This window comes from Streptomyces sp. NPDC101110 (genome assembly GCF_044759525.1).
In the GTDB taxonomy this organism is placed as follows: Bacteria; Actinomycetota; Actinomycetes; order Streptomycetales; family Streptomycetaceae; genus Streptomyces.
Window position 1 is genome coordinate 68,069 of sequence record NZ_JBIVZM010000019.1, and the last position, 25,897, is coordinate 93,965.

General features: G+C 72.4%; 26 protein-coding genes. 11 read left to right on the forward strand and 15 right to left on the reverse strand.

The genetic code is table 11. From position 1 onward, the window contains the following. The first annotated feature begins 78 nt into the window (after positions 1–78). Positions 79–1,776, forward strand: coding sequence for a threonine/serine exporter ThrE family protein (locus ACIQU3_RS33890; RefSeq protein WP_403742244.1), 1,698 nt, complete (start codon positions 79–81; stop codon positions 1,774–1,776). Positions 1,777–1,810: 34 nt separating this feature from the next. On the opposite strand, the gene ACIQU3_RS33895 is transcribed toward ACIQU3_RS33890, so the two are convergent. Continuing rightward, positions 1,811–2,728, reverse strand: coding sequence for a VTT domain-containing protein (locus ACIQU3_RS33895; RefSeq protein WP_403742248.1), 918 nt, complete (start codon positions 2,726–2,728; stop codon positions 1,811–1,813). 135 nt (positions 2,729–2,863) lie between these two features. On the opposite strand from ACIQU3_RS33895, the gene ACIQU3_RS33900 reads away from it, so the two are divergent. Further along, positions 2,864–3,229 carry a YbjQ family protein gene (locus ACIQU3_RS33900; protein ID WP_234749941.1) on the forward strand — a complete coding sequence of 122 codons (366 nt, stop codon included), beginning with the start codon at positions 2,864–2,866 and terminating at the stop codon, positions 3,227–3,229. A gap of 47 nt (positions 3,230–3,276) precedes the next feature. Here ACIQU3_RS33900 and ACIQU3_RS33905 read toward each other — a convergent pair whose 3' ends face one another. After that, the gene (locus ACIQU3_RS33905) at positions 3,277–4,038 is read right to left on the reverse strand and encodes a MerR family transcriptional regulator (RefSeq protein WP_403742252.1); all 762 of its coding nucleotides are present in this window, start codon (positions 4,036–4,038) and stop codon (positions 3,277–3,279) included. A 99-nt stretch (positions 4,039–4,137) separates the two neighbouring features. Here ACIQU3_RS33905 and ACIQU3_RS33910 point away from each other — a divergent pair, with 99 nt between their 5' ends. Together ACIQU3_RS33910 and ACIQU3_RS33915 are read left to right on the forward strand one after the other, a co-directional pair. Further along, entirely contained in the window at positions 4,138–5,424 is a 1,287-nt protein-coding gene (locus ACIQU3_RS33910) for an ion channel protein (RefSeq protein WP_403929403.1), read from the forward strand. A gap of 42 nt (positions 5,425–5,466) precedes the next feature. Next, a complete protein-coding gene (locus tag ACIQU3_RS33915; RefSeq protein WP_403742260.1) occupies positions 5,467–6,873 on the forward strand; it encodes a glutamate decarboxylase in 1,407 nt (468 codons plus the stop codon). Positions 6,874–7,034: 161 nt separating this feature from the next. Here the strand turns inward: ACIQU3_RS33915 and ACIQU3_RS33920 are convergent, their stop codons facing one another. From ACIQU3_RS33920 to ACIQU3_RS33945, 6 genes are all read right to left on the reverse strand, one after another. Further along, complete coding sequence (locus tag ACIQU3_RS33920; protein WP_403929406.1) at positions 7,035–7,796, reverse strand: ABC transporter permease; 762 nt, start codon at positions 7,794–7,796, stop codon at positions 7,035–7,037. Next, the gene (locus ACIQU3_RS33925) at positions 7,793–8,743 is read right to left on the reverse strand and encodes an ATP-binding cassette domain-containing protein (RefSeq protein ID WP_403742266.1); all 951 of its coding nucleotides are present in this window, start codon (positions 8,741–8,743) and stop codon (positions 7,793–7,795) included. The genes ACIQU3_RS33920 and ACIQU3_RS33925 overlap by 4 nt, the downstream gene beginning before the upstream one ends. Positions 8,744–8,815: 72 nt before the next feature. Further along, on the reverse strand, positions 8,816–9,457 hold the full coding sequence (locus tag ACIQU3_RS33930) for a PadR family transcriptional regulator (protein ID WP_403929409.1): 642 nt from the start codon (positions 9,455–9,457) through the stop codon (positions 8,816–8,818). A 10-nt stretch (positions 9,458–9,467) separates the two neighbouring features. Next, complete coding sequence (locus ACIQU3_RS33935; RefSeq protein WP_403742272.1) at positions 9,468–10,019, reverse strand: DinB family protein; 552 nt, start codon at positions 10,017–10,019, stop codon at positions 9,468–9,470. Between the two features lie 106 nt (positions 10,020–10,125). Continuing rightward, positions 10,126–11,589, reverse strand: coding sequence for an aldehyde dehydrogenase family protein (locus ACIQU3_RS33940; protein WP_403929412.1), 1,464 nt, complete (start codon positions 11,587–11,589; stop codon positions 10,126–10,128). Between the two features lie 96 nt (positions 11,590–11,685). Beyond that, positions 11,686–12,510 carry a helix-turn-helix domain-containing protein gene (locus ACIQU3_RS33945; protein ID WP_403742593.1) on the reverse strand — a complete coding sequence of 275 codons (825 nt, stop codon included), beginning with the start codon at positions 12,508–12,510 and terminating at the stop codon, positions 11,686–11,688. A gap of 343 nt (positions 12,511–12,853) precedes the next feature. On the opposite strand from ACIQU3_RS33945, the gene ACIQU3_RS33950 reads away from it, so the two are divergent. Continuing rightward, positions 12,854–13,366, forward strand: coding sequence for an ATP-binding protein (locus tag ACIQU3_RS33950; protein WP_403742278.1), 513 nt, complete (start codon positions 12,854–12,856; stop codon positions 13,364–13,366). A gap of 91 nt (positions 13,367–13,457) precedes the next feature. Here ACIQU3_RS33950 and ACIQU3_RS33955 read toward each other — a convergent pair whose 3' ends face one another. The 5 genes from ACIQU3_RS33955 to rpmG form a co-directional block, all read right to left on the reverse strand. Beyond that, the gene (locus tag ACIQU3_RS33955; protein WP_403742281.1) at positions 13,458–13,709 is read right to left on the reverse strand and encodes a DUF397 domain-containing protein; all 252 of its coding nucleotides are present in this window, start codon (positions 13,707–13,709) and stop codon (positions 13,458–13,460) included. Positions 13,710–14,400: 691 nt separating this feature from the next. Next, complete coding sequence (gene rpsR / locus ACIQU3_RS33960; RefSeq protein WP_403742284.1) at positions 14,401–14,634, reverse strand: 30S ribosomal protein S18; 234 nt, start codon at positions 14,632–14,634, stop codon at positions 14,401–14,403. A 4-nt stretch (positions 14,635–14,638) separates the two neighbouring features. Next, positions 14,639–15,841 carry a CobW family GTP-binding protein gene (locus ACIQU3_RS33965; protein ID WP_403929415.1) on the reverse strand — a complete coding sequence of 401 codons (1,203 nt, stop codon included), beginning with the start codon at positions 15,839–15,841 and terminating at the stop codon, positions 14,639–14,641. A 4-nt stretch (positions 15,842–15,845) separates the two neighbouring features. Continuing rightward, positions 15,846–16,103 (reverse strand): type B 50S ribosomal protein L31, encoded by a 258-nt coding sequence (locus tag ACIQU3_RS33970; protein WP_403742290.1) that lies wholly within the window; start codon positions 16,101–16,103, stop codon positions 15,846–15,848. A 2-nt stretch (positions 16,104–16,105) separates the two neighbouring features. Next, positions 16,106–16,270 carry a 50S ribosomal protein L33 gene (gene rpmG, locus ACIQU3_RS33975; protein WP_403742294.1) on the reverse strand — a complete coding sequence of 55 codons (165 nt, stop codon included), beginning with the start codon at positions 16,268–16,270 and terminating at the stop codon, positions 16,106–16,108. 64 nt (positions 16,271–16,334) lie between these two features. Between rpmG and rpmB the strand changes: the two genes are divergently transcribed. The 4 genes from rpmB (at position 16,335) to ACIQU3_RS33995 (ending at position 18,197) form a co-directional block, all read left to right on the forward strand. Further along, positions 16,335–16,571 (forward strand): 50S ribosomal protein L28, encoded by a 237-nt coding sequence (gene rpmB / locus ACIQU3_RS33980; RefSeq protein ID WP_185012382.1) that lies wholly within the window; start codon positions 16,335–16,337, stop codon positions 16,569–16,571. Beyond that, on the forward strand, positions 16,571–16,876 hold the full coding sequence (rpsN, locus tag ACIQU3_RS33985; RefSeq protein ID WP_403742298.1) for a 30S ribosomal protein S14: 306 nt from the start codon (positions 16,571–16,573) through the stop codon (positions 16,874–16,876). Before rpmB ends, rpsN begins: the two co-directional genes overlap by 1 nt. Positions 16,877–16,990: 114 nt before the next feature. Further along, on the forward strand, positions 16,991–17,512 hold the full coding sequence (locus tag ACIQU3_RS33990; RefSeq protein WP_403742301.1) for a hypothetical protein: 522 nt from the start codon (positions 16,991–16,993) through the stop codon (positions 17,510–17,512). 157 nt (positions 17,513–17,669) lie between these two features. After that, a complete protein-coding gene (locus ACIQU3_RS33995) occupies positions 17,670–18,197 on the forward strand; it encodes a DUF4232 domain-containing protein (protein WP_403929418.1) in 528 nt (175 codons plus the stop codon). A gap of 57 nt (positions 18,198–18,254) precedes the next feature. Here ACIQU3_RS33995 and ACIQU3_RS34000 read toward each other — a convergent pair whose 3' ends face one another. Continuing rightward, complete coding sequence (locus ACIQU3_RS34000) at positions 18,255–19,367, reverse strand: DUF2786 domain-containing protein (protein ID WP_403929421.1); 1,113 nt, start codon at positions 19,365–19,367, stop codon at positions 18,255–18,257. A 154-nt stretch (positions 19,368–19,521) separates the two neighbouring features. Here ACIQU3_RS34000 and ACIQU3_RS34005 point away from each other — a divergent pair, with 154 nt between their 5' ends. Both ACIQU3_RS34005 and ACIQU3_RS34010 read left to right on the forward strand, forming a co-directional pair. Continuing rightward, positions 19,522–20,262, forward strand: a complete 741-nt coding sequence (locus ACIQU3_RS34005) for a Clp protease N-terminal domain-containing protein (RefSeq protein WP_403742309.1) — start codon at positions 19,522–19,524, stop codon at positions 20,260–20,262. Positions 20,263–20,601: 339 nt separating this feature from the next. Then, positions 20,602–22,293: a bifunctional 3'-5' exonuclease/DNA polymerase gene (locus tag ACIQU3_RS34010; RefSeq protein WP_403929424.1), complete on the forward strand. Its 1,692-nt coding sequence runs from the start codon at positions 20,602–20,604 to the stop codon at positions 22,291–22,293. A gap of 56 nt (positions 22,294–22,349) precedes the next feature. Here the strand turns inward: ACIQU3_RS34010 and ACIQU3_RS34015 are convergent, their stop codons facing one another. Next, positions 22,350–25,730: a BTAD domain-containing putative transcriptional regulator gene (locus ACIQU3_RS34015; RefSeq protein ID WP_403929427.1), complete on the reverse strand. Its 3,381-nt coding sequence runs from the start codon at positions 25,728–25,730 to the stop codon at positions 22,350–22,352. Positions 25,731–25,897: the final 167 nt, after the last annotated feature.

A 25,897-nucleotide genomic window follows, 5' to 3' on the forward strand; every position in this document is an offset into this window, starting at 1 on the left:
GGCCCGTTGGTCCGTCTGTGCGCATACTGAGGCTGTGGGGGGTACGAGGCTGACGTGTCGTACAGGGAGCGCCAGGCAGTGACGGACGCGGAGGACCGCAAACCGAAGTCGGACGAGGTGAGGAGCGCGTTCCTGCCTCCGGCCGGGACCGGCGTCGACGGCGACATGTCGACGACGTCGGAGTTCGCGATCCCCGATGGACTGGCTCTGCACAGAGCGGCCGGCGCGGAGTCCGAGACGACGTCCGAGTTCGCCGTGCCGCAGGGGCTGGACGTCCACGCGGCGCCCCCGGCGGAGCAGGAGGGGTCGGCGTTCACCACGCCGAGCACGTACAGCTCGAAGCAGGCCCCGACGGCCTTCACGCCGCCGACCGGGATTCCCGTGGTCAGTCTGACCAAGGACGTGCCCTGGCAGGACCGGATGCGCACGATGCTGCGCATGCCGGTGGCGGAGCGGCCCGCGCCGGAGATCAGCCATCGCGGCACCGACGAGAGCGGGCCCGCGGTGCCCCGCGTGCTCGACCTGACGCTGCGCATCGGCGAGTTGCTGCTGGCGGGCGGTGAGGGCGCCGAGGACGTGGAGGCGGCGATGTTCGCCGTGTGCCGCTCGTACGGCCTGGACCGGTGCGAGCCCAACGTCACCTTCACGCTGCTCGCGATCTCCTACCAGCCGTCCCTGGTCGACGACCCGGTCACGGCGTCGCGGACCGTGCGGCGCCGGGGCACGGACTACACGCGGCTGGCGGCCGTGTACCAGCTGGTGGACGACCTCAGCGACGACGAGACGGCGGTCTCCCTGGAGGAGGCCTACCGGCGGCTGGCGGAGATCCGCCGTAACCGGCACCCCTACCCCGGCTGGGCGCTGACCGGGGCGAGCGGGCTGCTGGCAGGTGCGGCCTCGGTGCTGGTGGGCGGCGATCTGATCGTGTTCGTGGCCGCCGCGCTGGGCGCGATGCTCGGTGACCGGCTGGCGTGGCTGTGCGCGGGGCGCGGGCTGCCGGAGTTCTATCAGTTCACGGTGGCCGCGATGCCGCCAGCCGCGATCGGGGTGGCGCTGACGCTCGGCCACGTGGACGTGAAGGCCTCCGCGGTCATCACCGGTGGGCTGTTCGCGCTGCTGCCCGGGCGGGCGCTGGTGGCCGGGGTGCAGGACGGTCTGACGGGCTTCTACATCACCGCGTCCGCGCGGCTGCTGGAGGTCCTGTACTTCTTCGTGGGCATCGTCGCCGGTGTGCTGCTGGTGCTGTACTTCGGCGTGCAGCTGGGGGCGCGGCTGAACCCCGACCAGGCGCTCGGGGCGTCTGACGACCCGGTGATGATGATCGGCGCGTCGATGCTGCTGTCACTGGCCTTCGCGGTGCTGCTCCAGCAGGAGCGATCCACCGTGCTGTGGGTGACGCTGAACGGCGGCGTCGCGTGGGTCGTGTACGGCGCGATGCACCTCGTGGGGGACATCTCCCCGGTGGCGTCCACGGCGGCGGCCGCGGGACTGGTGGGACTGTTCGGGCAGTTGCTGTCCCGGTACCAGTTCGCCTCCGCCCTGCCCTACACGACCGCGGCGATCGGGCCCCTGCTGCCGGGTTCCGCGACGTACTTCGGGCTGCTGGCGATCGCGCAGAGCGAGGTCGACGAGGGGCTGGTGTCGCTGTCGAAGGCGGTGGCGCTCGCCATGGCCATCGCCATCGGGGTGAACCTCGGGTCCGAGATCTCCCGGATGTTCCTGCGGATCGGGTCGGCGGAGAAGCGGCGGGCCGCCAAGCGCACCAGGGGCTTCTAGCGGTTGCCGGCGGCGGCCCCGCGGGGAGGCCGGTTCAGTAGCCGTTGTTGTAGGGCCCCTGCTGCGTGCCGTAGGGCTGCTGCGGCGTGCCGTACGGCTGCTGCTGGTTGCCGTAGGGCTGCTGCGGCTGTCGGCCGTAGCCCGGGTCCTGCGGGTACTGGCCGTAGTACTGCTGGTCGTTGTAGCCGTTCTGGTTGCCGTACGGGGGCTGCTGCTGCGGCTGGTGGTGGGGCGGCTGGTCGTCCGGGGTGATGCGGCGCAGCTGGGTCGTCGCGTCGTCCATCGCGGGGGGCTGCTGCCCGTGCCGCTGCTCGGGGGCCTCGGCCGCGGCGCGCTTCTTCTTGGAGCGGTCGCGCAGGTACTCGATGATGATCGGGACGATGGAGAGCAGGACGATCAGGATGAGGATCGACTCGACGTTCTTCTTGATGAAGCCGATCTGGCCGAGCCAGTAACCCGCGAGGGTGACGCCGGTGCCCCAGGCGACGCCCCCGATGACGTTGTACGTGAGGAACGTGCGGTACTTCATGCGGCCGGCGCCGGCCACGATGGGTGCGAAGGTGCGCACGATGGGGACGAAGCGGGCCAGGACGATCGCCTTGGGGCCGTACTTCTCCATGAACTCGTGGGCCTTGTCCAGGTTCTCCTGCTTGAAGAGCCTGGAGTTGGGACGGTTGAAGAGCTTCGGGCCCAGGAACTTGCCGATCATGTAGCCCACTTGGTCACCGAGGACGGCGGCGAGCACGATCAGGGCGCAGACCAGCCACAGCGGCTGCGTGATGTAGGTTCCCTCGGCCACGAAGAGACCGGCCGTGAACAGCAGGGAGTCGCCGGGCAGGAAGGCGAAGAGACCGGACTCCGCGAAGACGATGAGCAGGATGCCGGGCAGGCTGAACGTCGAGATCAGGTAGTCCGGGCTGAGCCACTCGGGGCCGAGCGCAAGCGTGGTCACGGGGATGTGGCTCCTGCTGCTGTGGGGTACGGGCGGAGGCTGGCTGCCTCAAAGTATCAACGCAGCCGTCATGGCCCAGGTTCCATGGGCGTACTCAGGATGCACTGTGCGCGGTCCCGGTCAAAGCTGTGAACCATGGGCATCGACGAATACGGCGGCGGACAGGGCCCGGAGCCCGAGGTTCTCGTCGTCACCACGAACGACGTACCCGGCTACCACGTGCGGGAGGTGATCGGCGAGGTCTTCGGCCTGACCGTGCGTTCCCGGCACGTGGGGAGCCAGATCGGCGCCGGGCTGAAGTCGATGGTGGGCGGCGAGCTGCGCGGGCTCACCAAGACGCTGGTGCAGACCCGCAACCAGGCCATGGAGCGGCTCGTCGAGCAGGCGCGCTCGCGGGGCGCCAACGGCATCCTGGCCTTCCGCTTCGACGTGACGGAGGCGGCGGACGTCGGCACCGAGGTGTGCGCGTACGGCACGGCGGTGGTCCTGACCCGGGAGTGAGGCACTCCCGCACTCCCGGGCACTCCCGGGCACTCCCGGACCGGTGTTCAGGCGTTGTGACGTGCCGCGTTCGCGACGATCGCGTCCCTGAGGTGCTCTGCGAGGCCCGGGCGCAGCGCCTCGTAGAACGCCTTGAACCGCTCGTCGGAGACGTATGTCTCGCCTAGGCAGCGGTGGATCTCGTAGGAGCACTCGTAGAACCACGTGCAGATGTGCTGCCGGTGCTCCTCCGCCAGGGTCATGGCCGCCTCGCCGGTGGGCGGCTCGTCCGCCGACATCAGGGCGCCGTAGCGCTCGCCCCAGTCGGCGGCCTCGGCCTGGATGCGCTTCCAGTCCTCCTTGGTGTAGCTCGCGGTGCGGCGCTGCGAGTCGGCGTACTCGTCGGTGTCGCCCCAGCGCTGCTCGACCTCTTCGGCGTACTGCTCCGGGTCGTTGTCCCCGAAGACCTCGAACCTCTCCTCGGGCGTGAGGTTGAGTCCCATCGTGCGTGCCTCCATGGCGTGCTCCACGGCCGCCGCCATCTTCCGCAGCTTCTCGATCCGGGCGGTCAGCAGTTCGTGCTGGCGGCGCAGGTGCGCGCGCGGGTCCGCTTCGGGGTCGTCGAGCAGCGCGGCGACCTCCTCGAGCGGGAAGCCGAGCTCCCGGTAGAACAGGATCTGCTGCAGCCGGTCGAGGTCGGCGTCGCTGTAGCGCCGGTGGCCCGCGTGGCTGCGTTCGCTCGGGGCGAGCAGCCCGATGGCGTCGTAGTGGTGCAGCGTGCGCACCGTGACACCGGCGAAGCCCGCGACCTGTCCCACCGAATAGCTCACTTCCGCTCCCTTCTTTCGCGCTCCACGGTCGGGCCTCACGTCACGTGAGGTGCAAGCGTGTTTCCCGTTTGTCCTCTTTGAGACGTTTATGGTGTGCGCGTGGTCCAGGATTCCGCGCAGCAGGCGCCCTCCGTCACCCCCGCGACTCCCGCCCGCACGCTCTTGCCGACGATCCTGCCCGCTCTTGCCGTGGGGATCATGTCCAGCCTGGTCCTGGTGGGGGTCGAGGTCGCCGCCGAGGAGCTCCAGGACGTGCTCTGGGGGCCGCTGCCCGCCGCGCTGGGGCTCGGCAGGTACTCCGTCGCATGGATGTTCGTGATGCTCTTCGCCACGGGGGTCGCGGTCGGGCTCGTGGTGTGGAAGGCGCCGGGGCACGCGGGCCCGGATCCGGCGACCGTCGGCCTCGACGCCCCCGTACTGCCGCCCGTCGTGCTGCCGGGGCTGGTGCTGGTGACCGCGCTGATGCTGGCCGGCGGGCCCAGCCTCGGCCCCGAGAACCCCCTCATCACCGTGAACGTCGCCCTGGCCGCGTGGCTGGGTGCCCGGCTCGTGCCGCGGGCGCCCGGCCGGGTCTGGCCGGCCCTCGCCGAGGCGGCGACGATCGGCGCCCTGTTCGGCACGCCGGTCGCGGCGGCCCTGGTGATCTCCGAGGCGCTGGCCGTGCGGGAGACCCGGGGACTGCTCTGGGACAACGTCTTCGCCCCGCTGACCGCCGGCACGGCCGGTGCCCTGACCGCCACCCTCATCGACCATCCGAGCTTCGACCTGGACCTGCCCCCCTTCGGCCGGCCGGGCTGGAGCGACCTGCTGGCGGCGATCGTGGTCGCGGTGGTGGCCGCGCTGCTCGGCATGGCCGCCGTGCGGGCCTTCCCCTACGTCCACGGCGCCTTCCGCCGGCTGCGCCACCCGATGCTGATGCTGCCGGCGGGCGGTCTCGTGCTGGGCGCCCTCGCCGCTCTGGGCGGCCAGCTGACGCTGTTCAAGGGGCTCGACGAGATCGCCGAGCTCGCACAGGACCCCGACAGCCGGTCGGCCGGGGAGTACGCCCTGCTGACGGTCGTGAAGCTGGCCGCGCTGCTGGTCGCGGCGTCCTGCGGCTTCCGAGGCGGGCGCATCTTCCCGGCCGTGTTCGTCGGCACCGCCCTCGGCCTGGGCGCCCACGCCCTGGTGTCCGGGGTGCACCCCTCGATCGGCGTCTCGGCCGCCGTGCTCGGCGTGCTGCTGGCCATCACCCGGCAGGGCTGGATCAGCCTGTTCGTCGCCGCGGTGCTGGTCGCCTCGCCGGGGATCATCGCCGTGCTCTGCATCGCCTCACTGCCGGCCTGGCTGCTGGTGACGGGCCGGCCGCAGATGCAGTTGCGCGCGGACGGCACCGCCGTCCGCTGACCCCCTCCCCGCTCCCTTTCGAACCCATCCGTGGAGGCACCCGTGCCGTTCAGCGAAGGCACCCCCCGCAGCGGCGACAGCCGCCTGTCCGTCAACCCCTTCTACGGCCCGGCCAACCCGCTCGGCGACATGGCCGAGGCCCCGCCCACGCACCGCCTCCCGGACCAGCCGATGGCCCCGGCGACCGCCCACCAGCTGGTGCGTGACGAGCTGATGCTCGACGGCAACGCCCGGCTGAACCTCGCCACGTTCGTCACCACCTGGATGGAGCCCGAGGCCGGCTTGCTGATGGCGGAGTGCCGGGACAAGAACATGATCGACAAGGACGAGTACCCGCGCACCGCCGAGCTGGAGCGGCGCTGCGTGGCGATGCTCGCCGACCTGTGGAACGCACCCGACCCGGCGAGTGCCGTGGGGTGTTCGACGACCGGGTCGAGCGAGGCGTGCATGCTCGCCGGGATGGCACTGAAGCGGCGGTGGGCGAAGCGCAACGCCGACCGTTACCCCGAGGCCCGGCCCAACCTGGTGATGGGCGTGAACGTACAGGTCTGCTGGGAGAAGTTCTGCAACTTCTGGGAGGTGGAGGCCCGGCTGGTGCCCATGGAGGGCGAGCGTTTCCACCTCGACCCGCAGGCCGCCGCCGAGCTGTGCGACGAGAACACCATCGGCGTCGTCGGCATCCTGGGCTCGACCTTCGACGGGTCCTACGAGCCGATCGCCGAGCTGTGCGCGGCCCTCGACGCACTGCGGGAACGGACCGGGCTGGACGTCCCGGTCCATGTGGACGGCGCGTCCGGGGCCATGGTCGCGCCGTTCCTCGACGAGGACCTGGTCTGGGACTTCCGGCTGCCGAGGGTGGCGTCGATCAACACCTCGGGGCACAAGTACGGGCTGGTCTACCCGGGTGTCGGCTGGGCGCTGTGGCGGGACGCGGCGGCCCTGCCGGAGGAGCTGGTGTTCCGGGTGAACTACCTGGGCGGCGACATGCCGACGTTCGCGCTCAACTTCTCCCGTCCGGGCGCGCAGGTCGTCGCGCAGTACTACACGTTCCTGCGGCTGGGGAGGCAGGGCTACCGGGCCGTGCAGCAGGCAGCCCGGGACGTGGCCACGGGGCTGGCCGGGCGCATCGGGGCGCTCGGTGACTTCCGGCTGCTGACCCGGGGCGACGAGCTGCCGGTGTTCGCCTTCACGACGGCGCCGGACGTGACGGCGTACGACGTCTTCGACGTCTCCCGGCGGCTGCGCGAGCACGGCTGGCTGGTGCCCGCGTACACCTTCCCGGCGAACCGGGAGGACCTGTCGGTGCTGCGGGTGGTGTGCCGCAACGGCTTCTCCGCCGACCTCGCCGATCTGCTCGCGCAGGACCTGGAGCGGCTGCTGCCGGATCTGCGCCGGCAGCCGCGCCCGCTGACCGAGGACAGGGGCGCGGCGACCAGCTTCCACCATTAGGGCCTGTCGCTTGGCTCGTGCCGGCGTCGCGGGGCGGCCGAGAGGCGCAGTCGCTCTCGGCCGACCTGATGCAAACGACCGGCCCTGGCGCCGGGCCGGGCGACGTTCTGCGCGACGGGGCGAACGTCGCCTGCCGCGGTACTGGACCGGGGCCGCGGGGGTCAGCGGCTGAGACGTCCGAACCGCCGTACCGCCAGCGGGAAGAACACCGCCAGCAGGGCCAGGGGCCAGGCGATCGCGGTCCAGGCGTGCCCGGACTCCGTGCCGGGCACGCCGAACAGGTCCCGGACGGCCGTGGCCGTGTGGGACATGGGGTTCCACTCGACGACCGTGCCCAGCCAGCCGGGCATGGAGCCGGGCGTGGCCAGTGCGTTGGAGAGGAAGCCGACCGGCCAGACCAGGATCTGCACGGCCTGGACCATCTCCGGCTTCCCCGCCACCAGGGCCAGGTGGATGCCGATCCAGAGCATCGCGAACCGGAACAGGAGCAGCAGTCCCACAGCCCCGAGCAGGGCCGCCGGGCCGCCCCCGGGCCGCCAGCCGAGCGCGGCGCCCACGCCGATCAGCACGACCAGGGCCATCGCCGACTGGAGCATGTCGGCGGCCGAACGGCCCACCAGGACCGCCCCGTTGGCCATGGGCATCGAGCGGAAACGGTCGATCACGCCCTTGTTGAGGTCCTGGGTGACGGCGAGCATCGTGCCCTCCAGGCCGAAGGCCATGGTGAGCGCGAGCATGCCGGGGACCAGGTAGTCGCGGTACTCACCGCTCACCCCGCGGCCGCCGCCGACGAGGTAGCCGAACATCAGCAGCAGCATCACCGGGAAGACCAGGTTGACGGCCAGCTGGACCGGCTGCCGCCCCCAGCGGGCGAGCTCCCGGCGGGTCATGGTCCAGGAGTCGGTCAGGGCGTGGGCGCTCACGCGGCCTCCTTCACTCGGTGGTCGTCCCCGGTGAGGTGCAGGAACACCTCGTCCAGCGTCGGGCGGCGCAGGGCCACGTCCTCCGCCTCGATCCCGGCGTCCCGCAGGGCCCGCACGACCCCGGAGAGCGCCTCCATGCGGTCGGTGACCGGGGCGCTCAGCAGCCGGCGGTCGACGTCGACGCTGATCCCGTTCAGGGGCAGCAGGGCGACGGCGGCCCCCAGTTCACCGGCGTCGCGCAGGACCACGTCGATGCGGTCGCCGCCGGTGCGCGCCTTCAGCTCGTCCGCCGTGCCCTCGGCGACGACCCGGCCGGCGTCGACGACGGAGATGCGGTCGGCGAGCTGGTCGGCCTCCTCCAGGTACTGGGTGGTGAGCAGGACCGTCGTCCCGCCGCCGACCAGGGAGCGGACGGAGGACCACACCTCGGCACGGCCGCGCGGGTCCAGGCCGGTGGTGGGCTCGTCGAGGAACAGCACCTCCGGCTCGGTGATCAGGGAAGCGGCCAGGTCCAGGCGGCGCCGCATGCCGCCGCTGTACTGCCGGACCGCCTTGCGGCCGGTGTCGGCCAGGCCGAAACGCTCCAGGAGTTCGTCCGCACGCGCCCGTGCCCCCCGCGCGCCCAGGTGGTGCAGCCGGCCGAACAGCTCCAGGTTCTGCCGGCCGCCGAGTTCCTCGTCGAGCGCGGCGTGCTGACCGAGCAGGCCGATGCGCAGCCGCACGGCGTAGGCGTCACGCACCACGTCGTGCCCGGCCACCTCGACCCGGCCGGCGTCGGGCCGCAGCAGGGTGGACAGGACCCTCACCAGGGTGGTCTTGCCCGCGCCGTTCGGGCCGAGCACTCCGTGCACCGTGCCGCGCGCGACCGTGAGGTCGAGCCCGTCCAGTGCCTTCTTGTCGCCGTACGTCTTCTGAGCGCCTTCGACGGTGATCGCCGGTTCGGCCACTGGGTCTCCCTCGCTAGTCAAACTTGACTACACCCTCAAGCTAAACCCGGACCCGCCATTCGTCAAACTTGATTAGTTGGCGTCCCCGGGATGCCGCTCCCCCGTCGCGTACGGGTTCTCCGCGTCCTTGGCCAGGACGCCGACGAACGGGTCGCCCTCGTCGGCGAAGGTGTAAGCGCCGCCCTCGATGCGCCCGATGAGACCGCGGGTCCACTCGGCCTCGGAGTCGGCCGTGTGGACCCACATGTTCATGATCTCGCCGATGTGCCCGAGCTGTCCGGGCCCCTCCTCGGGCACGTAGTGCTCCAGGACGGCGGCCCGCCACTGCTCGATCCGCAAGGTCCGCTCCTTCAGCAGCGCGACCGCCTCGGCCCGCGGCAGGTCGACGACGAAGCCGACGGCGGCCGTCTTCATGTCCCCGCGCTGGTCATAGGTGACCAGCGCCTCCCGCAGCAGCCGGAAGTACTCCTCGGTGCCCTGCCCGGTGACCTCGTACTCCGTGCGCGGCGGACCGCCGGCCGTGGACGGGGCGATCTCGTGCGCGTGCAGCAGCCCCTGCTTCGCCATCTGCTTCAGCGCGTGGTAGATCGAGCCGGGCTTGGCCGTGGACCACTCGTGCGCGCCCCAGTACTCCAGGTCGTTGCGCACCTGGTAGCCGTGGGCCCGGCCGTGCATACGGACCGCGCCGAGCACGAGGAGGCGGATCGTTGACATGCGGCCAAGGCTATGCCTCGGCCACCGCCCGCTGTTCCTCGGCCACCAGCTCGAAGGCCGTCCTGCCGTCCAGGGACTCGCGGATGATGTCGGCGTGACCGGCGTGCCGGGCCGTCTCCCGGATGAGGTGGAGGCAGAGCCAGCGGTGCGAGACCCGGCCGTCCGGCGGGAACCAGGGCTGGGCCGGCAGCGCGAAGGTGTCGTCGAGGCTCGGCACAGAGCGGATGTACGCCTCCGTCTCGGCGGCGACCTTGTCCCAGTAAGCCAGTTGCGACGCGACGGTCTCGCCGTCGACCAGCCGGAAGCACTCGTGCCAGTTGCTCTGGTCCCGCACCACCGCCGGCGGCTCCCCCTTGGCCAGGGAGATCCACATCTGCTCGACCTCGGCCACGTGCTTGATCAGCCCGGCGAGGGACAGCTCACTGACACTGGGACGCGAGCTCGCCTGCTCGTCCGTCAGCCCGAGCACCGCACGGCGCACACCGCCCCGCTGCTCGGCGATGAAGGCCAGAAGCGCTCCGCGCTCGTCGCCGTGAGCCTCCGCCGGAACGTGAGTGACCATGACCGCCGCCTTCCACCAGTCCGGGGGCCTCTCCCCCTGACACCTCAAAGCTACGGACCCTTGCGGTCAGGTGCTGTCCGCAAGGGCACGGGCGCGGTGAACGACGCTAGAACGGGAACCCGCTCCGGCCGTGCTGCACGGAGATCCACTTGGTCGTGGTGAAGGAGTCGAGCATCGTGTCGCCGTTGAGCCGGCCGATGCCCGAGTGCTTCTCGCCGCCGAACGGGACGATCGGCTCGTCGTGCACGGTGCCGTCGTTCACGTGGAACATCCCCGTGTCGATCTGCTTGGCGAAGGCGACACCCCGCTCCACGTTCCCGGTGTGGACGGCACCGCTCAGGCCGTAGGGCGTGTCGTTGACGAGGCGTACGGCCTCCTCCTCACCGTCGAACGGCACGAGGAAGGCCACCGGTCCGAAGACCTCCTGCCGCAGCAGCGCCGAGTCGGCGGGGAGGCCCGTCAGCACCGACGGCTCGACGAGGTTGTCGGTCCGGCCGCCGCGCACCAGGGCCGTGGCGCCCTCGGCGAGGGCCTGCTCGACGACGCCGGAGACGGCGTCCGCCTGCGAGGAGTTGATGACCGGGCCGATGACCGTCTCCGGGTCGCGCGGGTCGCCCGTCTTGAGGGTCTTCACCTTGGCGACGAACTTCTCGGTGAACTCGTCCGCGACCGACCGGTCCACGAGGACCCGGTTGGCGGCCATGCAGACCTGCCCCTGGTGGACGTACCGGCTGAAGACGGCCGCGTCCACGGCGTAGTCGATGTCGGCGTCGTCGAGGACCACCAGCGCGCTGTTGCCGCCCAGTTCGAGGACGGAGCGCTTGAACAGCCGGGCGCAGACGGTCGCCACGTGCCGGCCCACCGCGTCGGAACCGGTGAAGGAGATGACCTTGGGGACCGGGTGCTCGATGAAGGCGTCGCCGATCTCCGCGATGTCCGTGATGACGACGTTCAGCAGACCGCCGGGCAGCCCCGCGTCCTCGAAGAGCTTCGCGACCAGGGAACCGCCGACGATGGGGGTGTTCTGGTGCGGCTTGAGCACCACGGCGTTGCCCAGCGCCAGCGCCGGGGCGACGGACTTGATCGACAGCAGGAAGGGGAAGTTGAAGGGGCTGATCACGCCCACCACACCGACCGGCACGCGGTAGACGCGGTTCTCCTTGCCGTCCACCGGCGAGGGGATGATCCGCCCCTCGGGGGCGAGCGCCAGATGGACCGCCTCGCGCAGGAACTCCTTGGCGAGGTGCAGCTCGAAGGCGGCCTTCAGGCGGGTGCCGCCGAGTTCGGCGATGATGGCCTCGGAGATCTCCGCCTCGCGCTCCTCGATCAGGCGCAGCGCCTTCTCGAAAACCGCCCGGCGGGCGTAGGGGTTGGTCGCGGCCCACTGCTTCTGGGCGCGGGCGGCGGCCCGGTACGCCTGATCGACCTCGTCGGCCGTGGCTATGGTGATCGACGCGAGTTTCTCGTCGTCGTACGGGTTGAAGTCGATGATGTCCCAGGAACCGGTGCCCGGGCGCCACTCACCGTCGATGTACTGCTGTGCAAGGTCGGTGAAGCAGGACGACGACAATGTGATCCCTCGATCCCTAAGCAGACCCCTGATCGCGCCTTCACGATCTGATCACACGTCATCGTACTGATGTTTAAGGCGAGTTGAAGGGTTGCTTCAGGAGAGCTGGAGGAGGCCCCGCAGAAGGTCCCGGCTCTCCGAAGGCCCGGGGCTGTCGCTCTGGAGCTCCTTGAGCGCCTTTTCGTACTGGGCGACGTCCTCGGCCTTGTCCAGGTACAGCGCGCTGGTGAGCTGCTCCAGGTAGACCACGTCCGACAGGTCGGACTCCGGGAAGCTGAGGATCGTGAACGCGCCGCTCTCGCCGGAGTGACCGCCGAGACTGAACGGCACCACCTGGAGCCGCACATTGGGCCGCTCCGAGATCTCGATGAGGTGCTGGAGCTGGCCCCGCATCACCTGGCGGTCCCCGTAGGGGCGGCGCAGGGCGGCCTCGTCCAGGATGATGTGGAAGTCGGGCGCCCGCTCGTCGACCAGGTACTTCTGCCGCTCCAGGCGCAGCGCCACGCGGCGCTCGACGTCGGCCTCGCTGGCTCCTTGCATGCCGCGTCGCACCACCGCGTGCGCGTACGCCTCGGTCTGCAGCAGACCGTGCACGAACTGCACCTCGTACGCCCGGATCAGCGAGGCGGCACCCTCCAGGCCGACATAGGTCGGGAACCAGCTCGGCAGCACGTCCGAGTAACTGTGCCACCAGCCGGCGACGTTGGCCTCTTTGGCCAGTGACAGCAGGGAGGCGCGCTCCTGCTCGTCCGTGATGCCGTACAGGGTCAGCAGGTCCTCGACGTCTCGGGTCTTGAAGCTCACCCGGCCCAGCTCCATCCGGCTGATCTTCGACTCGGAGGCGCGGATCGAATAACCCGCCGCCTCGCGCGTGATGCCCCGCGCCTCACGCAGTCGCCTGAGTTGTGATCCGAGCAGCATGCGCCGCACCACCGATCCCGGCTCTCCCGCGCTCACGTTCGCCAGCCTCCCCAACGTCTTCAGGGGCCGCAGTCTGCCACTAAAACACTCCGAGCAGTACTCGTCCGGTTACGGAAACGGAATCGAGACGATCGGCGCTCGTGCGCGGAAGCAAGAAGAAGGCAAATGAACGGCCGGAGAGCGACGCGAAGATGACGGAAAAATTGGCCAACAAGCGGTACGGGACATCTCATTCCGGTCACGTGCACGTGCATCTGCCCTTGCATCTGCTGTACGCATCCGAAACCATGGTCCCGCACCACCGCCGCATCGCACCGACCGCGAATTCCCGGGAGTGCCTCGCATGGGGACGAATGGATCGACCATGCTCGAGCCGTTACGGCAGGGCCTTCCGCCGCTGGACCCCGCGGCCGTGTCCGACGCCGCCTCCTGCGCCCTTCCCGCCCGCTACGAAGCGGTGCGCGAGGCACGGCAGTTCACCCGCAGAACCCTCGACCAGTGGGACATGGGCGAGCGGTTCGACGACGTCTGCCTGGTGGTCTCGGAACTCGTCACCAACGCACTGCGGCACGGACTTCCGGCGAGCGGCGCGTGCGGCGACCGCGAGCCCCCGGTGCGCCTGCACCTGATGCGGTGGACCGAGCGGCTGGTGTGCGCTGTGCGCGACCCCAGTCACGACAGCCCGGTCGCCCGGGAGACCGACGACTTCTCGGCCGAGTCGGGCCGCGGGCTGTTCCTCGTCGACTCCTTCAGCGACAGCTGGGGCTGGCACCCGCTCGCGGGCGCGCTCAGCGGCAAGGTGGTCTGGGCGCTATTCCGGCTGCCGCCGGCCGGTACACGGCCGAAGGGGGAATGAGAAGACCGCGGCGCATTCTCGCGCCGCGGTTCTACGCGCGTCACCGCGCCCAACGCGCATATCGCCCGGACTCCGCCGGGACGCCGGACCGTCAGCCGCCGACCAGATGGTCGAACTCGCCGTCCTTGACGCCGAGCAGCATGGCCTCGATCTCCGCGCGGGTGTAGACCAGTGCGGGGCCGTCCGGGAAGCGCGAGTTGCGCACGGCCACATCACCGCCCGGCAATCGGGCGAACTCCACGCACGAGCCCTGCGAGTTGCTGTGCCGGCTCTTCTGCCAGGCCACACCGCGCAGCCCGGCGGCCGCCATCCCGTTGTGCACGTCGTACACGTCGTGGTCCACAGGTCGCTCCCCGGTGGTGCACTGGCTGGTGTGGCCATTGGTGCAGTGGTCAACTGACCCGGATCATAGCCCTGTTCATGTGCAGATGCATGGGCAGATGCACGTGCACGCGGGGTGGTCCCGCGGTTACAGCGTTGACGTCCGCTTTACCGAAGCCCCTCGTCTGTCTGACGGCTCTCCCTCGTCTCTCGTTCCCCGTGGCCTGCGGCGAAGTCGGCAGGGTCGGGGAGGTCCGGTGGAGGCGGAACATCCGCTCGACGGCGGAATGCGGCGGCCGCGCGGGCGCCGCACCCGGGAAGCGGGAGCTGAGACGCACGGTCCTGCGAAGGGCGTTCGACTGGCCGACCAGTATCCGGAAGACGGCTGTGGCCTGCGGGGATGGCGAGAAATGGGCCGGTCGCAGGAGGCCGGGGTCGTCCTCGCGGCCGGGGTCCTGCTCGGACCATCGCAGGACCCGCGCTCGGCCAACGGCACCGCCGACCCCACGCACCACCGTGCGCGTACCGCGCCGCCCGGCGCCCCGGGACGGCTCGCGGAATCACGGCCGCGCGGCCGCTCCGATCGTCCACGGCCCGGTCCCGGCACCCCGCCACGCGCCCCGCCACCGGACGGCCGGCGGCGGCCCGGCGGCGGCACCGGCGGAAGGCCCCCACCCGCCGAGCGTGGGGAACCTCACCCGGTCCGCACGGGCTCAGCGCGCGGTGTACGGCAGGAGCGCCATCTCGCGCGCGTTCTTGATCGCCTTGGCCAGCTGCCGCTGCTGCTGGGACGACACCCGGGTGACACGGCGACTGCGGATCTTGCCGCGGTCGGAGATGAACTTCCGCAGCAGGTCGGTGTCCTTGTAGTCGATGTACGTGATCCCCGCCTGATCCAGGGGGTTGGGCCGGTTCTTGGCGGGCCTGCGGTCGGGCTTGCGGGGCATGGGGTCAGACCTCCAGAAGGGTGTCGAAGGTGTGCGGCAGCCGTTGCCAGGCGTCGGGGCCCGCCGCGTACTCGGCGTCGGTCAGCACGCAGGACTCCAGCAGCCGCTCCAGGCCCTCCCGGTCGAGGCCGGGCGAGGTGAAGACCAGGTGCTGGCCGCGGTCCCCGTGCTCGGGGTGCCAGTCCAGCGCGGCGGCGGCACGGCGCACCGGCGGGACCATCTCCCAGGCCGCGTCCGGCAGGGAGGCCAGCCAGGGGCCCGCTCCCTCCACGCACAGGGCGCCGCCCGCCGCGTCCCAGTGGAACAGCGTGTCGGTCTTGTCGGCGAGCCAGAACCGGCCCCGGCTGCGGGCGGCCGCGCAGGTCAGGTCCTCCAGCGCGGCGTACAGCCGCTCCGGGTGGAAGGGGCGGCGCCGCTGCCACACCAGCGTGGAGACGCCGTGCGCGTCGGCCTCGGCGGGGAGCAGCGCGCAGGCCGGGTGCTGGGCGGCGGCGGCCGCCTCGACGTCGAAGCCGGCCAGGGCGGCCTCGGCCAGCGGGGAGAGCGGGCCTCTGCGCGGGGCCGGCATGGTCAGGCCGTCGCCGGCCCGGTCCTCGGGGGCACCCTCCCCGAGCGGGGCCCGGCGGGCCGTCGGGTGCAGCTGCGCGAGCAGCTCGCGGTCCTCGTCGTCGGCCTCCGGGGAGTCGGCGACCGCGAGGACGGGGGCGTACTCCAGCTGGCGCGCGAAGGTGTCGGCGATCGTGCGCTGGTCGGTGGCGGCGGCCGCGAGACCGGCGTCGGCGAGGTCGTCGCCGTTGCCGAGGCAGGGCAGGACCAGGGCCGGGTCGACGGCGGTGATCACGCCGGTGACGGTGAGCCCGCCCGCCGTGACGACCTCGGCCATGGCCTTGGGCTCGACGGAGTCCCACAGCTCGACGACGGCCAGCCGGGTGACCCCGGCGTCCCGCAGCCGCTCCAGCTCCGGCACCAGGTCCTCGCGCAGGGCGCAGCACGCGCAGTCGTTGACGAGCGGCGCCTCCCCCGCGTCGAGGACACCGGAGGCGTCCCTGATGGTCCGTACGACCGTGCCGGCGGCGGCCGTCGCCAGGTCGTGGTGGAGGGCGACGCTGCCGGGGACGTCGGCGAGCAGCCGTGCGACGGCCGCCCGGCGCGCGTCGGCGTGCAGCCCGCCGACGATCACGACGGGGAGAGCGGGAGGGACAGCCACGGGGTCAGCCCTTCTTTCCGTACCGGCGCTCGAAGCGCTCCACGCGCCCGGCGGTGTCCAGGACGCGGGCCGTGCCGGTGTAGAAGGGGTGGCTCACGTCGGAGATCTCGACGTCGACGACCGGGTAGGTGTTGCCGTCCTCCCACTCGACGGTCTTCTCGCCCGCCGTGGCGGAGAGGGTCGAGCGGGTGAGGAAGGCGTAGCTCGCGGCCCGGTCGCGGAAGACGACGGGGCCGTACTCCGGGTGGATTCCCTGTCGCATGGTCAGCGCTCCTCTCGGAAGTCGACGTGGCGGCCGGCGACCGGATCGAACTTGCGCAGGATCATGCGGTCCGGGTCGTTGCGGCGGTTCTTGCGGGTCACGTAGGTGAAGCCGGTCCCGGCGGTGGACCGGAGCTTGATGACCGGCCGGAGTTCGTTGCGTGCCATGCCGCTATGATACTGAAAATGAAATCCATTTCCACTTCCTGAGCAGAGAGGTACGTCACCACCCATGTCCGCGCACTGCATGCTGACCGGCACCCGGCCGGGCTTCGGCAACCGCATCTCCCACTCCCACCGGCGCACGTCACGCCGGTTCGACCCCAACATCCAGTCCAAGCGCTACTGGCTGCCGAGCGAGGGCCGGCATGTCCGGCTCCGGCTCAGCACCAAGGGGATCAAGACCGTCGACACGATCGGCATCGAGGCGGCCGTCGCACGGATCCGCGCCCGGGGAGTGAGGGTCTGATGGCGAAGAAGAGCAAGATCGCGAAGAACGACAGGCGGCAGGAGGTCGTCGCGCGCTACGCCGCCCGGCGGGCCGAGCTGAAGGAGATCATCCGGCGGCCGTCCTCGACCGAGGCCGAACGGCTCGCCGCCCGGGCGGAGCTGCACAGGCAGCCGCGTGACGCGAGCGCCACACGCGTGCGCAACCGTGACCAGGTGGACGGCCGGCCGCGCGGCTACTTCCGGGCGTTCGGGCTGTCCCGGGTGGGTCTGCGGGAGCAGGCGCACGCGGGGTATCTGCCCGGGGTGCGCAAGTCGTCCTGGTGAGAGGCGTTTGTGAAGCCTCTTGACGGGCCCTGGTAGCTTGCTGCGGTCGTTCCGGCCAGGAGGCCGGCCGGTGCCGTCCGGGCCGGTCGGCCGGCTACAGCTTGGGGGCTTGCAGTGACTTCGGTGATCTTCTCGCGCCGTTCCGGCGCCGTGCGCGCCGCGGCGGCGGCCGCGGGGCTGGCGGGCGTGCTCGTGCTGAGCGCGTGCAGCAGTGACGGCGACTCGGGTGACGACTCCGCCGCCGGCCCGACCCCGTCGTCCTCGGCGTCCGCCGGCGAGGACGGCGGCACCGGGGCGGGTTCCGGCTCCGGGGAGTCGGCCGGTGGCGCACTGGCGGGAAGCTGGCTTGCGACGACCGACGGCAAGGCCGTGGCCCTAGTGATCACCGGCAAGCAGGCCGCGCTGTTCGGCACCGGCGGCAGCGTGTGCAGTGGCACCGCGGGCGAGGAGTCCGGGATGCGGATGATCCGCCTGAAGTGCACGGACGGCTCCAAGGACCGGGCGACCGGCATGGTCGACTCGGTGAACGGCAGCAGCCTGAAGGTCACCTGGGAGGGCGGCCTCGGTACGGAGACCTACACGAAGGCCGAGGGCGGAAAGCTGCCGACGGGCCTGCCGACGGCGAGCCTCGGCTGACACCGGCATAGTGGGGACGGGCCGCGGATCGCCTGAGGGCACCGCGGCCCGCCCGGCGTTCGGGGGAATCGGAGGGGGCGCGTGGGCGGGCCGTGTGCGCGTGCGTGATGATCCAGGGGCCCGATGCCGCTTTCGTTCGACACGTCCAGAGGACCTCATGCGCACCTACCCCCTCACCCTGGCCGCCGCCCTCGCCGCGACGGTCCTGCTGACCGGCTGCAGCGACGACACGTCCGGCGGCGACGACGTCAAGAACGCGGACCGGCCCGGCGACTCGGCCTGCGCGCTCGGCGACATGGGCGTCGAGGTCGGCGCCGCCGCCGCCCCGGCCGCGGGGGACACCGGAACGGTCACCGTCACGCTCACCAACAAGGGCGAGCAGTGCACGCTGAAGGGCTTCCCCGGCGTGGACCTGCTGGCCGACGGCAAGACGACATCCGTCGTCCCGGACGAGGGCGCGAAGGCCCAGTCGCTGACCCTCGCGAAGGGCGGCACGACGTCCTTCACCCTCACCTACGTCCGGGGGGAGGCGGGCTCCGCAGAGAGTCTCGACGTGCACAAGGCGTCCTTCACCCTGCCCGGCGACACCAGGACGGCCCACGAGCTGAAGTGGTCGTACGGAGAGGTCGCGTGGGCGTCGGACGATAAGCCCTCGGTGAGCGGCTTCGAGACCTCGGGCGACTGAGCGGCAGGGCATGACGGCACGGTCGGCGCCGAGGGCGCAGGCGGTGCCGACGGCGGCTCAGCGCAGCGGCGGCCGGTGCCGGACCTGGGCCCGGTCGGCCGCCTGCGCCCCCTGCGTCCAGCCCGCCGCGTCCCGCACCCCGCGCAGCCGGGTCGTGGTCGTCTCCGGGAACATCCGGTCCAGCCGCCCTGCGACGGCGACCTCGCGGGAGGCGAGGACCGGAAGCAGGTCGTCGGTCACCTGGGCCTCTGCGGCTGCCGCCAGCCGGGTGCCTGTGCGGTGGGCGTAGGCCGCGAGGAACGACTGCCGGAACGTCTTGGTGCGCTTGCGGCCACCGGCCCTCTGTGCGGCCTCCGCCTTGGTCATCGCGGTCGTGGCCTGTACCAGGAGTGAGGTGTAGAGGAGTTCGACCGCCTCCAGGTCGGCCTCGAAGCCGACGACGGTGGAGAAGCCGAGGGGTTCGTTCCACACGGCGCGGCAGTGGTTGGCGCCGGCGACTGCGTCCAGCAGCACCGCCTTGGCCTGCTCGTACGGCGGCTCGACCCCGATCCGGCAGGCCCCGGGGGTGTCCGGCGAGGGTGCCTGCGCCGCGAGCAGCGCCTCGTCGACGCTGTGCCGGGCCATCAGCTCCTGCGCCTTGGCGCTGAGCGCCTCCGCCTCCTCCGGGAACCCGGTCGCCTCGGCCTTGGCCAGCAGGGCGCGGATGCGGGTGAGCATGCGCGACTCGGGTCTCGCCCGGCCGGGTTCCGCTCCGGGCGCCTCGTCGAGGGGCTCCAGGGCCGGCAGTCGCACCAGCAGGCGGTACAGCTCCAGCACGGCCGTGACGTGCGAGAAGCGGTCGGTGCGGGGCGGGGCGGCGGCGGGAAGCTCCGCGAACTGCGCGTCCCAGCGGCGGCCCCGGGGCACGTCGTCGGGTGCCTGGGCGCGGATCAGCGCGGCCACGAGGAGTACGTGCGCGTCGTGCAGCTCGCGCCGCACGATCCGTACGACGTCGGCCGGCTGCCAGCCGCGCCGCCAGGCCGCTGCCACGAACTCCTTTCCACGCCGGTCGAGTTCGGCGTCCGCCGCCGGGTCGGATGCGAGCAGGGACGCGCCGGTGTCGAGGGCCCTCTCGCCGGTCTCATAGAGGGCCGCTGCGAACGCGCGGTCGACGGTGCTGGACGTACTCACGGGCCGATGGTGCCACGCGGGAGCGACCGGCCAGGAACCTCCGCCACCTCAAGGGAATGTCAACTCGCTGTTGACATCCGATCGGATCCCTCTGCCCCCCCGCAGGTGTCAACTCGCGGTTGACACTCTGGGGGGCGCAACCTACGGTTGACACATGACGAACCCCGAGACCACGTCATCCATCCGTCTCGACGACCTCATCGCGGCCATCAAGAAGGTCCACGCGGAGCCGCTCGACCAGCTCCAGGACGCGGTGATCGCCGCGGATCACCTGGGCGACGTAGCCGACCACTTGATCGGCCACTTCGTCGACCAGGCCCGGCGCTCCGGTGCGTCCTGGACCGACATCGGCAAGAGCATGGGCGTCACCCGGCAGGCCGCCCAGAAGCGGTTCGTGCCGAAGGAGTCGGCCGACCTCGACCCCGGCCAGGGCTTCAACCGGTACACGCCCCGGGCCCGCAGCGTGGTCATGGCGGCGCACAACGCCTCCAAGGCCGCGCACAACGCCGAGGGCCTGCCCGAGCATCTCGTCCTCGGACTGCTGGCCGAACCGGAGGGACTCGCCGCGAAGGCGATCACCGAACAGGGCGTCTCCCTCGACGCCGTGCGCGAGGCGGCCACGGCGGCACTCCCGCCGGCCGTCGACGACGCCCCGGAACTCGTGCCCTACGGCCAGGCCGCCAAGAAGGTCCTGGAGCTCACCTTCCGCGAGGCCCTGCGCCTCGGCCACAACTACATCGGCACCGAGCACGTCCTGCTCGCTCTGCTGGAGCACGAGAACGGCCAGGGCGTCCTCAGCGGCCTGGGCATCGACAAGGGGCACACCGAGCGGTACGTCGCCGGGGCGCTGAAGAAGTTTACGCAGACGCAGAAGACCGAAGCGGGCGAATCCTGAGGGGCGCCGGCGACTGTGCGGGCGAATCCTGAGGGCGCCGGCGACTGTGCGGGCGAATCCTGACGGCGGCGGCGAACCTGCCGGATCCCGAGCGCCGTCGGCGGCCCGCCGAACGGATCCAGACCGGCGTCGGCGAACCTGCCGACCGGATCCGGGCGGGCGTCGGCGAACCTGCCGACCGGATCCAGGCGGGCGTCGGCGGACCTGCCGACCGGATCCAGACCGGCGTCGGCGAACCTGCCGTCGGGTGAAGCCTGACCGTCCTCCGTGAACGTGCCGGACGATCCTGGGCGGTGTCGGGTCGGGGGCATTGTCAGACCCCCCTGGCAGACTCGCAGCATGGCCGACCGGTGGGCGCTCGCACCGGCCGAGGACGGTGGCGTGGACGTCGCCCCCCTCGGCCCGGACGGGCTGCCCTCCGGCCCGGTGTGGCGGGAGCCCGGTCCCGCCGAGGCCGTGCGGAGCCGTCCCGGCGTCACGCGGTGGGTGTGGCAGTCCACCGCCGAGGTCTACCCGCGTCTGCTCGCCACGGGGGTGCGAGTCGAGCGGTGCTACGACATCGAGGCCGCCGAGACACTCCTCCTCGGCCACGAGGGGCGGTACGGGGAACCACGCTCGGCCGGGGCCGCCCTGGCCCGGCTGCGCGGCGGCCCCGTACCGCCCGATCCGCCGCAGCGGTCGGCAGAACCGGGCGCCCAGTCCTCCCTGTTCGAGCCGCAGGGCGTCCACCTGCCCCTGTCCGACCTCCTCGCGGTCTACGCCGAGCAGCAGCGGCGGCACACGAGCGCCGAGCACCCCGACCGCATGCGGCTGCTGACGGCCGCCGAGTCGGCGGGCATGCTGGTGGCGGCCGAGATGAACCGGGCCGGACTGCCCTGGAGCACCGAGGTGCACCGGGCGCTGCTGCAGGACCTGCTGGGCGAGCGGTACGCGGGCGGCGGCGAGCCGCGCCGGCTGGCCGAACTGGCCGAGGAGGTGTCCACCGCGTTCGGCCACCGGGTCCGCCCCGACCTGCCCGCCGAGGTGGTCAAAGCCTTCGCGCGGGCCGGCATCAAGGTCTCCTCGACCCGCAAGTGGGAGATCGAGACGATCGACCATCCGGCGGTGAAACCACTGCTGGAGTACAAGAAGCTGTACCGCATCTGGGTCGCCCACGGCTGGTCCTGGCTCCAGGACTGGGTCCGCGAGGGCCGCTTCAGACCCGAGTTCCTCGCGGGCGGCACGGTGACCGGTCGCTGGGTGACCAACGGCGGGGGCGGGCTGCAGATCCCCAAGGTGATCCGGCGGGCCGTGGTCGCCGACCCCGGCTGGCGGCTCGTCGTCGCCGACGCGGACCAGATGGAGCCGCGCGTCCTCGCCGCGATCTCCCGCGACCCCGGCCTGATGGAGGTGGCGGGGCGGGAGACCGACCTGTACCAGTCCGTCTCCGACCGCGCCTTCTCCGGCGACCGCGGCCAGGCCAAGCTCGCCGTGCTCGGCGCGGTGTACGGGCAGACCTCCGGGGACGGCCTGAAGAACCTCGCCGCGCTCAGACGCCGTTTCCCCAGAGCCGTGGCGTACGTCGACGACGCGGCCCGGGCCGGTGAGGAGGGCCGGCTCGTGCGGACCTGGCTCGGCCGGACCTGCCCGCCGGCGGCCCGGGGGACGGACGACGCGACCGAGGAGGCCGGCATCCCGCCGGGCGATGCGGACCAGCCCGACGACAGCGTCGCGTGGGTGCCGGGCTACGCCTCCACCAACGCCCGCGCCCGCGGCCGCTTCGCCCGCAACTTCGTCGTCCAGGGCAGCGCCGCCGACTGGGCGTTGCTGCTGCTCGCCGCGCTGCGCCGGACCTGCGCGGAGCTGGCGGCCGAACTGGTCTTCTTCCAGCACGACGAGGTGATCGTGCACTGCCCCGAGGAGGAGGCGGAGACGGTCGTGGCGGCCATCCGCGAGGCGGCGGCCCTGGCCGGGCGGCTGACCTTCGGGGAGACGCCGGTGCGGTTCCCGTTCACGACGGCGGTGGTGGAGTGCTACGCGGACGCCAAGTGATCAGCCGCCACGTGATCAGCAGCCAATCAGCAGCCACGTGATCAGCCACCAAGTGATCAGCCGCAGGACGCCAGGAGCTCGCGCAGTTCCGTGACCACCGCCCACTCGTCCGTCCCCTCCAGCGCGGCGAGCGCCGAGCCCCACTCCTCGCGCGCCTCGCCGACCTCCCCCCGCTCCCGCAGCAGCAGCCCGTGCTGGTGGCGGGCGAGACCGGCGGTGCAGCGGTCGTCGCGGGCGTCGGCCCGGCCGAGCAGCTCGGCGCACTCGCTGGCGGCCCGCCGGCTACGGCCCAGCAGGCGCAGGGCCCGGACGAGGCCGAGCCGGGTCCGGGACTCGCCGTACCAGTCGCCGTGCCCGCCGAGGATGCGCAGGCTCTCCTCGAAGTGCGGGACGGCGGCGGCCGGCTGCCCCAGCCGCAGATGGGCGTACCCGATGTTGCAGTGCGCGGCGTGCCGCACGATCACGGCGCCGATCTCCTCCCCGAGAGCGAGCGAACGCCGGTGCTGCTCGATGGCGGCCCGGGGGTCGGTGGGCTCGACGAGGTTGCCGAGGTGGCTGTGGGTGATGGCTTCGCCGTAGGGGTCGTTCAGCCGCCGGGCGTACTCCAGACTCCGTGTCAGCGCCTCGCCCGCCTCGGTGCGCCGGCCCAGCCCGTCCAGCAGCAGGCCCCGGTTGTTCAGGCAGCGGCGGATCCAGGAGGTGTGGTCCAGCCGCCGCCAGAGGGTGAGCGCCCGGTCGTTGAGGGCGAGGGCCTCGCTGTGCCGGCCGGTCAGGAAGTGCAGCCCGCCGAGGTCGGCCAGGGCGTACGCTTCCGCCGCCGTGTCTCCGAGCCGCCGGGCGACCCGGAGGCCGGCCTGCCCGAGCACCTCCATCTCGGCGATGCGGCCCCGGCGGTGCGCGTACGGGGAGATCAGCCGGACGAGCGTGGAGACCAGGCCCGCGCGCCGCTGCGAGGCTGCGTCCGCGTACCGCTCGACCAGGGCGACGACGTTCTCCAGCTCGCCGTCTCCCCAGGCGAAGGCCTCCTCGGGGCCGGCGAAGGGAGTGACCGTGGCGACCCGGGCCGCATGACCGCCGGGCTGACTCGCGGTGGGCCGGAGGCGGTCGTCCCGGTCGAGGCCGGGTTCCACGATCGCGGCGAGGACGCGCTCGGCGACGGCGGCGTACCAGTGCAGCGCCGTGTCGGCGAGGTCCACGGCGCCGGCGGTGTGGACGGCCCCGTGCTCCGCGGCCCGCTCACGGGCGAAGTCGCGCACCAGGCCGTGCGGCGCGTAGCGGCCGTACGTCGTCTCCTCCAGCAGGGCCACGTCGAGGAGACGGTCCAGGGCGTCCTCGGTGCGGGGTTCGCCGATGCCGGTGAGACGGGCGAGAAGAGGGGCGCCGTACGTGGGCAGGTCGAGCGCGCCGATGGCACGCAGGGTGCGAGCCGCGTCCCGGTCGGCCTCGCGCTCGGAGCCCGCGAGCGCGTCGTACGCGACGGCGAGCGAACGGCCGACGCTCAGGTCGTCGTACTCCAGGTGACGCAACCGCCCCTCGGCGGCGGCGAGCTGACCGGCGAGCGTCTCGGGGGTCAGGGCCCGGCGGGCGGCGAGCCGCGCGGCGACGACCCGCAGCGCCAGGGGGAGCCGGCCGGTGAGCTCGACGAGGAGCCGGGCGGCGTCCGTGCCGTCCAGGCCCTCCCGGCCCGAGGCGCTGCGCAGGAGTTCGGCGCTCTCCTCGTCCGACAGCGGGGCGAGCGGGAAGCGGGCCGCGCCGTCGAGGGCGGTCAGCGGCGACCGGCTGGTGACGATCACCGCGCATCCGGCGCCGCCCGGCAGCAGCGGCCGTACCTGTGCGGCGCTCACGGCGTCGTCCAGCACGAGCAGCGTGCGGACCGGTGCGAGCAGTGACCGCAGCAACGCTGCTGCGGCATCCGGTTGTTCGGGGATGCGGCAGGGCTCGACACCGAGGTCGCGCAGCAGGGCGGTGAGTGCCTGACCAGGGGTGAGAGGTGCCCTGCCCGGGGTGGCGCCGTGCAGGTCGAGATGGATCTGCCCATCGGGGAAACGTTCCGCCAGCCGGTGGCCGACGTACAGGGCGAGCGCGCTCTTGCCGACACCGGCCATTCCGCTGATGACGGCGACGGGGTGGGGGGCGGGTGCGGTGAGCACGCGGTGCAGGGAGTCGCGGACGGCGTTGCGACCGATGAAACGGATCGGGGGCGGCGGGAGCTGGGCGGGCGCGGGCAACGGCACCGGCATACCGGCTTCGCTGTGCGAGGGCCTGCCGACCGGACGGGTCGGAGCCGGGCCGGCAGGACCGATGGGCGCACCGCCGGCCGGACCAATGGGCGCACCGCCGGCCGGACCAATGGGCGCACCGCCGGCCGGACCGATGGGCGCACCGTCGGCCGGACCGATGGGCGCACCGTCGGCCGGACCGATGGGCGCACCGCGGGCCGGGCCGGTGGGCGCACCGGCGACCGGACCGATGGGCGCACCGCGGGCCGGGCCGGTGGGCGCACCGCGGGCCGGGCCGATGGGCACGGGCGCACCACCGGCCGGACCGATGGGCGGGGCCGGAGCCGGGTCGGCCGGACCGATGGGCGTGCCGTCGGCCGGACCAGTGGGCGCGCCGTCGGCCGGACGGGGCGGGGGCCTTTCGCGGTCACCCGGCTCGTCCCCCGCGCCGGCCTCCCCCAGGGCCCCCCGCAGCACCTCGACGTGCGCTTCCCGCACCCCCGCCCCCGGTTCGATGCCGAGTTGACCGACGAGGCGGGCGCGCAGGTCCCGGTGGACGGCCAGGGCCTCGGCCGGGCGGCCGGTGCGGTGCAGGGCGAGCATCAGCTGGCGGTGGTACACCTCGCGCAGCGGATACACGCCGGTCAGCGCCGCCAGCTCCGGCACCAGTTCCTGCAACCGCGTGCCGCCCAGGGCCAGTTCGGCGTCGTAGCGCCACTCCAGGAGCAGCAGCCGGGCCTCGCACAGCCGCTGCGCGAAGGCGTACCCGCCGACCTCGGGCGGCAGCCCGGCGAGGGGCGCGTCCCGCCACAGCGCGAGCGCGGCGGCGCACTCGTGCACGACCCGCTCCCAGGCCCGGCCTGCGTGCGCGGCGCGTGCGGCGGCGACGTGGCCGTCGAAGACGTGCACGTCCAGCTCGCCCTCGTCGAGCCGCAGCACGTACCCGGACGGCACGGTGCGCAGCCGTCCGGGATCGTCGAGCAGCCGCCGCAGCCGGGCGATGTGGTTGTGCAGGGAGGCCTGCGCGGAAACGGGCGGCGCCTCACTCCACAGCGCGTCCTTGAGCGCCTCCACGGAGACGACCCGCCCGGCGTCGAGGAGCAGCACGGCCAGCAGCGCACGGGACTTGGGGCTCGCGACGGCCCTGGCCTCCCACCGGTCGCCGCCTCGGATGTCGTCGAACAGCACCGGCGGCCCCAACAGCCCGAACCGCATCATGCGCCACTACCCCCCGTGCACCGCCTTGACGAGTTTCCGCCCCCGGACGGCGCGTTCCCGCCATCCGGCTCTCACCTGCTGCGCCGGATCAGCGGATGTACTGGCCATCCTTGATCTTGGTTCGGCGACTTCCGGCCAATCGCCGGATGGCGCAACGGCGAAGCGTT

Excerpts from the sequence above, each read along its gene's own strand:
- ACIQU3_RS33900 (WP_234749941.1), top strand. The coding sequence starts at position 2,864 with ATGGGCATCGACGAATACGGCGGCGGACAGGGCCCGGAGCCCGAGGTT.
- ACIQU3_RS33930 (WP_403929409.1), bottom strand. The coding sequence starts at position 9,457 with ATGTCAACGATCCGCCTCCTCGTGCTCGGCGCGGTCCGTATGCACGGC.
- ACIQU3_RS33935 (WP_403742272.1), bottom strand. The coding sequence starts at position 10,019 with ATGGTCACTCACGTTCCGGCGGAGGCTCACGGCGACGAGCGCGGAGCG.
- ACIQU3_RS33945 (WP_403742593.1), bottom strand. The coding sequence starts at position 12,510 with ATGCTGCTCGGATCACAACTCAGGCGACTGCGTGAGGCGCGGGGCATC.
- ACIQU3_RS33950 (WP_403742278.1), top strand. The coding sequence starts at position 12,854 with ATGGGGACGAATGGATCGACCATGCTCGAGCCGTTACGGCAGGGCCTT.
- rpsR (WP_403742284.1), bottom strand. The coding sequence starts at position 14,634 with ATGCCCCGCAAGCCCGACCGCAGGCCCGCCAAGAACCGGCCCAACCCC.
- ACIQU3_RS33970 (WP_403742290.1), bottom strand. The coding sequence starts at position 16,103 with ATGCGACAGGGAATCCACCCGGAGTACGGCCCCGTCGTCTTCCGCGAC.
- rpmG (WP_403742294.1), bottom strand. The coding sequence starts at position 16,270 with ATGGCACGCAACGAACTCCGGCCGGTCATCAAGCTCCGGTCCACCGCC.
- rpmB (WP_185012382.1), top strand. The coding sequence starts at position 16,335 with ATGTCCGCGCACTGCATGCTGACCGGCACCCGGCCGGGCTTCGGCAAC.
- rpsN (WP_403742298.1), top strand. The coding sequence starts at position 16,571 with ATGGCGAAGAAGAGCAAGATCGCGAAGAACGACAGGCGGCAGGAGGTC.
- ACIQU3_RS33995 (WP_403929418.1), top strand. The coding sequence starts at position 17,670 with ATGCGCACCTACCCCCTCACCCTGGCCGCCGCCCTCGCCGCGACGGTC.
- ACIQU3_RS34005 (WP_403742309.1), top strand. The coding sequence starts at position 19,522 with ATGACGAACCCCGAGACCACGTCATCCATCCGTCTCGACGACCTCATC.
- ACIQU3_RS34010 (WP_403929424.1), top strand. The coding sequence starts at position 20,602 with ATGGCCGACCGGTGGGCGCTCGCACCGGCCGAGGACGGTGGCGTGGAC.
- ACIQU3_RS34015 (WP_403929427.1), bottom strand. The coding sequence starts at position 25,730 with ATGATGCGGTTCGGGCTGTTGGGGCCGCCGGTGCTGTTCGACGACATC.